9 protein-coding genes are annotated in these 10,002 nt (G+C 50.8%); all 9 read right to left on the bottom strand.

The window, feature by feature from the left end; all coding sequences use genetic code 11:
* The coding region (locus ACO1NT_RS07400; RefSeq protein ID WP_449047869.1) for a hypothetical protein at positions 1-576 on the bottom strand (576 nt) is incomplete at its 3' end.
* Positions 577-623: 47 nt separating this feature from the next.
* Positions 624-1,799, bottom strand: a complete 1,176-nt coding sequence (locus ACO1NT_RS07395; RefSeq protein ID WP_449047868.1) for a sialidase family protein — start codon at positions 1,797-1,799, stop codon at positions 624-626.
* 31 nt (positions 1,800-1,830) lie between these two features.
* The gene (locus tag ACO1NT_RS07390; protein WP_449047867.1) at positions 1,831-3,612 is read right to left on the bottom strand and encodes a fibronectin type III domain-containing protein; all 1,782 of its coding nucleotides are present in this window, start codon (positions 3,610-3,612) and stop codon (positions 1,831-1,833) included.
* A 7-nt stretch (positions 3,613-3,619) separates the two neighbouring features.
* Entirely contained in the window at positions 3,620-4,501 is an 882-nt protein-coding gene (locus ACO1NT_RS07385; protein ID WP_449047866.1) for a glycerophosphodiester phosphodiesterase family protein, read from the bottom strand.
* A gap of 72 nt (positions 4,502-4,573) precedes the next feature.
* Positions 4,574-5,989, bottom strand: coding sequence for a PhoPQ-activated pathogenicity-related family protein (locus tag ACO1NT_RS07380; RefSeq protein ID WP_449047865.1), 1,416 nt, complete (start codon positions 5,987-5,989; stop codon positions 4,574-4,576).
* Between the two features lie 85 nt (positions 5,990-6,074).
* Positions 6,075-7,205, bottom strand: a complete 1,131-nt coding sequence (locus ACO1NT_RS07375) for a sialidase family protein (protein WP_449047864.1) — start codon at positions 7,203-7,205, stop codon at positions 6,075-6,077.
* A 46-nt stretch (positions 7,206-7,251) separates the two neighbouring features.
* On the bottom strand, positions 7,252-8,196 hold the full coding sequence (locus tag ACO1NT_RS07370; RefSeq protein WP_449047862.1) for a dihydrodipicolinate synthase family protein: 945 nt from the start codon (positions 8,194-8,196) through the stop codon (positions 7,252-7,254).
* Between the two features lie 94 nt (positions 8,197-8,290).
* A complete protein-coding gene (locus ACO1NT_RS07365) occupies positions 8,291-9,172 on the bottom strand; it encodes a sugar phosphate isomerase/epimerase family protein (protein WP_449047861.1) in 882 nt (293 codons plus the stop codon).
* Positions 9,173-9,183: 11 nt separating this feature from the next.
* The gene (locus ACO1NT_RS07360) at positions 9,184-9,993 is read right to left on the bottom strand and encodes an SDR family NAD(P)-dependent oxidoreductase (protein WP_449047860.1); all 810 of its coding nucleotides are present in this window, start codon (positions 9,991-9,993) and stop codon (positions 9,184-9,186) included.
* Between the last annotated feature and the right edge of the window lie 9 nt (positions 9,994-10,002).

Raw genomic sequence — 10,002 nt, 5'->3', positions numbered from 1 at the left:
GGCGTCCTTAGCCAGTAAAAAGAACCGTGAACTATCTTTTGGATGCGCTACCATTTCTATGATGTCATTTCCAGAAATCTGGCCTTTCCATACCACGGCACCACGCCTGATAAAATGTACTGCACGCCCGTCACTCACCAGAAAATCCTGTGCAGCGTTGCCCGCAAAGACAGTGGGATCATTCAATTGATGTTCTACAAACAACCGGCCGGACCAGGCATTGCTGAAAACAACCCGCTTATCGAGATAAACGAACTCCCCTTGGCAAAGTACCATATCCACGATTGACTTCGCCGACATAAACCGGTAGGTATTATCGGTCACCACGCTGCCCGGATGCAGGAAACGTCCGTCACGCAAGTGTTTTAGCCCATCTGAAGCCAGCAATTGTATTTTTCCGTCCCGGTCCGCCCGAGCCCGCCATAGTTGCACACCATCTGCGCTAAAAAGATATTTCACACTGTAATCCTGAATAAAACCATCGTCGGCGTAAGCGGCATCTTTACGCTGCGTCGATTTATCACACGCGGAAACCCCGAGCGCGAGTAACAGTAGAAATGGTATAATACGTATCATGTTTATCAATTGAAATGATGAAATCCAGTTCTCGTCGCGGTAATTCCTTAGGGCTTCAACACAACATATTTTATCGCTTTCCGGCTATCGTCCAGATGGAAGGAGTAGGTCATATGGAGCAACCCGTCTCGCCCTTGGATAAGGGATGGATAGGAATACCTATCTGATTTGGACGCATCGTATTCGATGGGATGTTTCACAGGCCAGGTCTTTCCTTCATCGGTTGATAAGAATAGACTCAATCGATACCGTCCATCGTCAACATCGTTACCCAGCATCGCCCATCTGCCGTCTGCCAGCACCACGACGTCTACACTGGCACCATTGGGGATTTCGGTTTTGCGAGCGGCGGTCCAGCTCCTCCCGCCATCGTATGATTCGCTCACCTGCACGCGTGTGGGTGCATCGCCACTGTCCCGCATGTAAGCCACCATGCTGCCATCCTTGCGTTGTGCCAATGCAGGTTGGATAGGGCCCCTCCCCACGATGGGTAGGCTTGGTAACCAAGACATCCCCCCGTCATCGGAAATGGCGACCATGGAGAAGTTGAACCCATCGGAATAAAGCGGCAGCAAAATCCGACCATCAGCCGTAATAAGCGGTTTGATACGGGTCATCCAACCCGTACTCCGCTTCGTTATATCCATGCTGGCCTCGATGATCATCTCGTCGTACCGCGGAGCGTATTCAGACCAGCCATGATGCGTAGGTGGAAGTTCCTTAAGTCCCCCCGCAACAGCCCCGGCGAATTCCTCGCCGGGCTTAAGGAGTATATTATCTTGCCATTCCCATGCTGGTGCCCCTTCCCCACTATATTGAGTGGTCGACCGCAGACGCAGCAAGGATTGCTCCCATTTATTAGCCTGTACGGCAATCCATACCAAAAACAGCTTATCACCCACCATAAAGAGCACGGGGTTGCAATCGGGCAGATGGCGTGTATCTGCGAGCTCAAAAGGTGCACTCCAATGTAATTCCTTCCCCTTTTTGCGTGCCCCCATAATCCGCACGTCGTCGGCCATACGTTCTCCGCTTCCTTGGAACCATGCCAACAACAGGTCGCCATTCGGTAATTCCACTATACTGCTTCCATGTACATGCTGCGCCTGTAAGGGAAACACCAGTACCGAATCAGCAACCGTTATTCCTTCCTTAGCTCCCTGGCCTGCAACCGGTGCCAAACCGGCCATCAGGCAAAAAAATATCGATGCAAGTTTTCTCATCCTTAACTAATAAAATCAACTTTACGACCCGTTATTTTTGCACGCTAAAGGTATCCCGTACGTTGCCGGCGGAATCGAGGCACACGTAATCCAGCTTGCGGTCGTCAATCCGGATGTGCTGATACAGGTATCCTTCATTGATACGTTTTGCTGCGTAAGGCTCGATACGGCCCGATTCGTTTTTGCCCTTTGTGCCGACAGACATGATATAAGTTGTGCCGTCGGTTTTCTCTTGCTCGGGATGCCCCCCTTTCAGGGGATTTGTCCTTAAGTAATAGTGGAAGTGTCCATTCATTACCATATCCACCTGATATTTATCAAAAAGCGGCACCCAGCTCGTAATAATATCGGGATAGGGTTCCTCGGATGTATAAGGCGGGAAGTGGAATACGACAAATTTCCAGACGGCATCCGTACCCTCCAACTGGCGGGCGATCCAATCGGTCTGCTCCGCAACGGAGAAGCTGACCACATCGATCATGAGGAATAAGGCATGCTCATAGCGGAAAGCGTACGTGAGCCCGGATGGCAGACCTGCCGGACCATTTTTGGGGTAGGCCAACAGGCTTTGGTAACGCAACGCGCCCAGCCCGTCCTGGCTGTCGTGATTACCGGGTACCGCCATCAGTGGCGTTCGACCAAATACACCATTCGAATATCCGAAAAAAGCATCCCAGTCGTCACCGTGCAGGCCTGTATTGACCAGATCGCCTGCCAGGAGGTAGAAGGCAGCATCGGGATATCGCCCATGGGCATGCTGCAACAGCGTACCCCATTTTGCATCGTTATGCACATCCCCAAACCATGTAAATGCAAACTGATTGTCCACATCCGCGGTGCTGAAGTGCAACGTATCCGATATCGCATCGCTATGCCCCACCATGTAATGGTAGGCCATGCCCGGCGTCAGATCCGCTAATGTTACGGTAAAGCGGCTGGTGTACCGATCATTTTGTAATTGCCGGTCTTCCAATAATTGGCGCTCCGCTTCGATACGGATAGTATCGGCTGCGTTTGCCGGCCAATATTTTATCCACGAGTCGGCTACGGTACGATCACAACGCCACTGTACGACCACTCCGGTCGCCGGGTCTTCGGGCAGTGTCAACGTAATCTGATCGGGTGCTGTTCCCGAAGGAAAATCGGTATGCCGAAAGCCTCCCACTACATGGGCTTCCCGTGCACGGCCACGTATGGTGGGCAACAGCTGTTGGCCTCGCAATTCACTGGGAACCGATGTCAATACCAGGCCGTCCCAATCCAGGTAAGTAAACGCACCCTTGTCCAGTATGTGGACGGGTTGTTTGCGCGGGAAAATCGCCTCGATTTCCAAGGTGTCCCTCGGGTTCACCGGAGCGACACTGACGAAATAGACCGGGCGATGTTTATCGAATCCGTTGATACCGAGTCCCACCTCACCCGCCGCAAATTCCTTTTGCCACACTTCATAGGTATACAGCTCATTATATACTTGTAGTCCGGTTTTCCGGAACCCTTGGTCAGTCAACCAAAAAGGAATATCTTGTTGTGCGGTATCCCGCATCACGGACACCACAGCGGGCACATTCACCTCGAACTTCCAATAGGCTGTTGCGAGGATTGTCTTCTCCTTCGGCGAGATAAAGTCAAGCATGAAGGCATTGCTGATGGTATCAAGTTGCGTTGGCGACAACTGCTCATACAACCGGCTGACCACGTCGCCCATCACGCCCGCCACGGAATCCCGATGTGTGTCCGGAACCGGGGTACACCCCCACATACCGGCGGTTACCCATGCAGTAAACAACCAGAAGAAACGGCATTTTGCGATCATGGTCGGTTTATTTGGTAAGTGTTGATTCCGATCCGGCTTTTCGCCGTACAAATTCAACCATTTTTTCCGGAAAATCAGTTTGCACGACATTGATATAGGGCATCTGCTCGAATAGCTTGGTATAGCCATCTTCACCAGCTGCCTCCGCTTTATCCGGTACACCCAAAGCGTTTGCCCAAATGCGTATCGGGCTACGCCCGGTGATATCGCGGAATAAACCATCGTCGTAATAAGAATCGTCGATATGGACGATGTCGGTAAGGTCGGATTTTATGATCGAATCCAATTGGTTGGCATTGTAGGCACGGGGCATGATTTTGATACGCGGATCGTAGGCGTGCAATGCGGCCATTTCCGTATAATCATAAAGGAAAAAAATAATGTGGTCCGTTACGCCCAGATCGGCAATCTGTCGATAGGCATCGAATCGTGCCTGCATACCCTCTGCTTTGAAATCGATATCCACAAGTATCCTGTCCTTTGCCCGCAACAGCGCTTCTTTGAGCGTGGGTATACGGTAAGCAGTAGGTTCACCTTCATGAACCAACCTGATTTGGCTCAGCTCCTCGTAGGTTTTTTCCTTAATTTTACCCGTTCCTGTGGTGGTGCGGTCGATGGACTTATCGTGCATCAACACGAATATGCCGTCCTTGGTTTGCCTGACATCCAATTCGACGATATGTGCACCCGCTTCCACCGCCCGGTCAATCGATGCCAACGAATTTTCGGGAACGGATACATGCGCCCCCCGGTGTGCGGCCACCAATACCGCTTGCGGCTCATGGTGGTAGCGCTTCCAGATATTGTCTACCCGGGCTCGCTGCATGGTGCAGGAAGCCACGGTAACGGGTAACAAGAGATACGTGAATAATCCGATTTTCGGTTTCATCTTTTAATTATTTAATTTTCAATTGACAGCAACTTACCCCTTGCGCGCCCCCGACCCCGGGAGGCGTTGATGTTAATGAACAAAAAACGACTCATTATCGCTGACAAAAACCCGCGTACTTTGGGTATAAAGCGCTCCATTGGCATCGCGGTATTTCAGGTCTACATAAAACGCTTTGTAGCCCGATTTGGGTAAGGTGGCTGTGACCTTGAACTTCCGTTTGTGTGCAATTCGTAAATCCTCTTTCACCCAAGTCTCATCTCTGAAGTCCTGGTCTTCCGAAACAGCGCTCCAAACAACCGCACCTTCCAATCTCGGTTTTGTAGCCTGAATGTTCAATTTCAATTTGCCATTGCGCTCAATTGCTTTGTAGTCGGTAGCTGGATAGGGTTTCTCCTGCAAGGTAAAACCCCAGAAGGACGAAAGTGCTTGAAAGGCTTGCTTCTTGTCGCCAAGGTCGTGTCCTTCGTTGGGTACGTAATGAATATAATCCGGTCCAGGGATGCTATCGATATAGTGTTTCACGGCGTCGATTACCCAATATTGGTCATTCGTACCCATGAAAAGCATTTTTGGCTTATTGAGTAGCCGCCTGTACGCATAGGGGTCAATCATTTGGGCTAGTGTACGGCCACGGTCGCTTTCTATGTCTTGTACAAGGCCGAGGGCTACATAATCCTGTATTTGCGGGCTATACTCTTTCCACACTTCGACTTGGTAATTGAGGTTGACCGGCATATTCAGGATATCGATGACCATAGGTGCGAATGCTTCCACCCGTTCATCTTGCGACGCTGTCAACCAGGTCGTCCAGCCACGTTTCGATAAACCGGACACAACAAATCTTGCTATAGGTCTTGAAGAACGGCCCGCGGCGATCTCTTGCATGGCATCCATCGCCCGCACGGCGCTTTTTACCATCGGAAAGAGCAAAGGCCAGGTATAATCGCCATCCTGCTGGAACTGATGCAAGGTGTACGATATCAACTCATCTTCAACCAAGCCGTTGTAAAACGGCTGATTAGGCACTTGCCGAAGCACGGCCGCAACGGCCCGGTTGGCCACGGCGATTTTGGCCATGTCTTGGATAAGGCCATCCGTGGCGAGGTCGTGCCATTCGGGCATGGCAGGATTCCCCTTCTGCATACGGCCGCTACTGACAAACAACAATCCCCCGTCGTAGTCCACGTCTTTAGGTATAATTACATTGAGTTGATGTGCCCATGTATGTTCACGCCACCGTTGGGAAGTAAGCAATACCTGGAAAATCGTTCCGTCATCAGACACCAAACTATCCCTGATTTCCCATTTGTAGGACGTGTCTCCGTTCCCGAGATAGTTTTGTAATGCCGTTGCTGGCGTCACTTGGGAATTTCCTTGGCCAAAAGCGGCCATTGGAAATGAGACAGCCGACCAAGCAACCAAACATAATCCTCCATAGCGTATCTTGCCGCTAATCATTCTAAGCAAAGTCATTGTTGATTTCATATACTATCCTTACCATCGGATGCTAAATAAGCCATCCCTTGTTAACCCTTGTTTAATTCGGTACGATTATTTTATGCATGTTGCATTAAAGCGCTGTTGGATCGATGACGACATGCTTAACCGATCTTCTATTGTAGGTATACGTAATATGCACCAATCCATCCGACGACTGGATAACGGCCGGATAAGCATAACCGTCTTCAATGGGTTCGTTTTCCAATGTCATTACGGGTTCCCACGTCTTTCCATCGGCTGATAAGGCTACGTTCAGGATATTCCTTCCCTTGGGTTCGTCGCCTTGCTTCGTGGAGTGGTTGTACACCAGTAATTGACGGCCATCGCTCAATGTCACGGCATCGGTTCCCGAATTGGGATTAGGCAGTGCCATCGCCGTCATTTCACTCCACGTCTGCCCCCCGTCTTCCGACCAGCTTTCGGCAAGGACATCTTGCCGTGTGCGGCAGATGACCTGCAATTTACCGTCTGGGTAGGTCAGGATGCTGGGTTGGATAGCATCAAATGCCACGCCGTCGTTGATGGGGCCGACCACTTTCCATGTCTGCCCAAGATCTTCGCTGATTTCGAAATAAACACGCCAATCCTGGTCCTCATCGTCATTCTTCGGATATTCGATACTCGTTGGATTGATGACCGAACCATCCGCCAACTGGACCGGCTTATTTTTGATGGGGCCAAGGAGATGACCTACCTTCGGATCTTCACCCAATTTACGGGGCTCCGACCACGTTTTGCCATGATCTTTTGATGTGATCACCATGCCCCACCACGTTTGCGGGCTGGGCCCCACTTTGTAAAATAGCATCAGGTCACCGCCTTCGGGTTGAAACAAAACAGGGTTCCAACAGGGATACCGCAACGTATCGTTCTGCACCCCATTTACCACTTCTTCCGGCCAAGCCCATTGACCGTCTACCATGCGCGATACCCAGATTCCCACATCGGGATGGCCTTCGTAAGTACCCGCAAAAAAAGCGGCGACCAAACCGTCGGGTGTTTCGACCAGCGTCGATGCATGGCATTCAGGGGTAGGTTTGTGGTCCAACGGGTAAAGGAGTTCTCCACGCACGTAGGCCGCACTTGTGGTATCTGCCTTGGGAGGTAGGTAAAAGTGCCCCGTAATGTTATTGGGTGGGCTGGAGCATTTGATACAAAAGGCTGGGAGAATGGTTATCAATATCGTTGCTTGCTTCGTCATAGTCGTCTGTTTTGTTTACCTTTAGGTGTGCCTCATAAGAAATATACTACAGCGTAACGCCGCTGGGAACTAACTCTATCCGTTCCAACAGCTCCCGAAACTGCAAATAGAACAAATCCATGCGCTTTCTGACGGTCTCATCGAATACACCGGCATCCTTCCGCGTGAATGTCGAAATAGGTAACCCTCTTTTTTGGAGAAAATATTTAGCTACGGTCGGATAGACATCATGCATGATATCCATATGGTCGATAAAGAACCGCTGTACCATTTCCACCTGATCGGCCAACCTTCCATCGTCGTAATGGTTACATAACCAAACGACCAACTCGGGATAGTAATTTCCTTGGATGCACGAAAGGCCAGCGGAACCGGCTTTCAATGACTCCACGGCATGGACCATATATGCATCATAAAGGCCAAAATCGGCTACTTCTTTTGTCGCCTCCAGCTTTGCCCTGATCTGTTGGATATCCAAACAGGTGTCTTTGTGGTAAATTACCCGGCCCGTGCCAACGAACCGCTGCAGCTGCTCCGCGGTCAATACACGCTTAAAGGGTTCCGGGCATTCGTAGAACCCGAGCGGAATACCCGGCGTGGCATCCAGCAATTGTTCAAATCGCTCATCAAACGCTGCTGTACTTTCCGATTCGCCGGCCAACATATTGGTAATCACAATCACCGCTTCCACCCCGGTTTCATATAACCGTTTCACAAAATCAGTCTGTTTTTCCACCGGCCCACCGAACGTACCGGTAGCTACCACCGGAACGGCACCGTCCGCTATGCGCACCACATGGCTAGCGACAGCGAGCTGTTCTTCGCCCGACAAACTAAACATCTCGCTCGATTGGCAGTTGGCAAACAAACCTGCGGCACCCGCCCGGAGATAAAGCGCTGTGAGCTTCGTGAGCCCATCATAATCAACCGCTCCGCTTTCCGTGAAGGGCGTTAACATGACGGGAATATAACCTTTACGTTTTTTACTCATTGATATCTTTGTAAATCCCTGAATTGACAAGGAACAAAGATAGATGATGGTCATACTGCCGTTCTATATCAAATTAACGGGATGTTATAGGATGTTACCAATATTGTCTGACTTTCCGGTTTACAAAATCCACACTCCTTGCCAGTTGGTCCATGCCATCCACACCATCTTCAATACTGATCCAGCCATCGAAATGGACAGCGCTCAAGGTAGCGAAGATGGCGTCGTAATCATTAAGGCCCTTGCCGATTTCGCCATGTCTCAGCACCGAGGCATATCCTTCGCTGTCATCTTCCATCTTCCGCAGATCCTCAACAGTTCCACCTACCAGGTAACGGTCGCTGGCATGCATGGTTTTGATGCAGTATTTCACCTTCTCCAATAGTTCCAACGGATCCTCACCGGCAAGGAAAGTATTACTGGGATCATAGTTCACGCCGAAATGGGGATCGTCGATTGCATCGACGATCTGACAGAACACCTCAGCTTTCTGTGCGAACTCCGGAAATTTCCAGAAATCATCTTTATAATGGTTTTCCAGGATCAGGGTGATATCGAGCTTCCTGGCATATTCGAGACATTCGTGGATCGAATCTACTGCCCGTTTGACGCCTTCTCGCACCGAAAGCTCCGGCCAGCGCTGGCCCGACAGCACACGGCAGTAGCGGCCACCTAGTGCATGGGTCATATCAATCCATTTCTTCTGTCGCCCGATCTGTTCGTTCCGGAATGCTGGGTCGGGGTGGGTAAAATCCGGCGAACAGCACATCATCGGTATCTCCAGTCCGGCATCACGGACCCGGTCCCGGTAACGGGTCCAGTTGTCGGGATTCTCCATTTCCCGGAAGCCGGCATACCATTCCAGTCCATCGATTTCCAAGATCGACGCCAAGTTGATCCATTCGTCGAGCGTCATTTCGCCCGTGACGCAAAGCGCTTTCATGAATGCTTTCGGGAATACAGCTAATTTGGGCATACAATCAATGGCTAATCGGTATCTAGCACGTCTAAATTTTTTTCTGGATTCCTTCCGATGATGGGATGCTGCTCCAGTTCGATAGCCTGGCCGCTGACGGGGCCCAGCGAATCAGAAAGCCACAATACGGCGGAATTCGCCACTTCCATCGGATCCAGCAACCTTCGTGCAGGTGCATACATCGGCGAAATGAGTTTATACCAATCGGGTGGCAAACCATGGCCCACCTTACGTTCCTGCTCTTTTTCCGTCAGCACCCAACCCACGTTCAACTGGTTTACCCGTATTCCGAAATCCCTATGCAGGCTATCCCCCAAATTGCGGGTAAGTGTCATTAGCGCACCTTTTGAAACGCTGTATGCTAGTAAACCTGGTTCCCCGGCATAGGCGTTGACCGATCCGATATTAACCACCGCGCCCTTGGTCTCTGCCAGATGGGGCAACGCCGCCTGGATGATGGCGAATGGCGCCAACGTATTCACTTCCAATACCTCCCGGAACAAAGGGAGTGTCGTATCGTTCACATGGGATGAAACAACGTAGGCCGCGTTGTTTACGATGCCATTGATTTTGCCGAAATAGCGTGTGGCCATCTCCACCAAATCCACCGCAAAGTTATCGCGCGTTACGTCACCCACGTATGGTGCCACCCGCTCGCCGCCATCGAGATAGCCCAACGCACTGGTTAAGTCCCGTTCATGACGTCCGTGGAGGAGCACCTGTGCTCCGGCATCCAAGCAAGCTTTAGCAATCGCGAGCCCAATTCCGCCAAAGGCGCCCGTGATGACAATTACCTTGTTTCTCAATAAATCGTTCTGCATGGTATTTCG

The organism is Parapedobacter sp. (genome assembly GCF_053550995.1).
The sequence above is the reverse complement of the archived record's forward strand: the minus strand, read 5'-3'. Positions and strand labels throughout refer to the sequence as shown.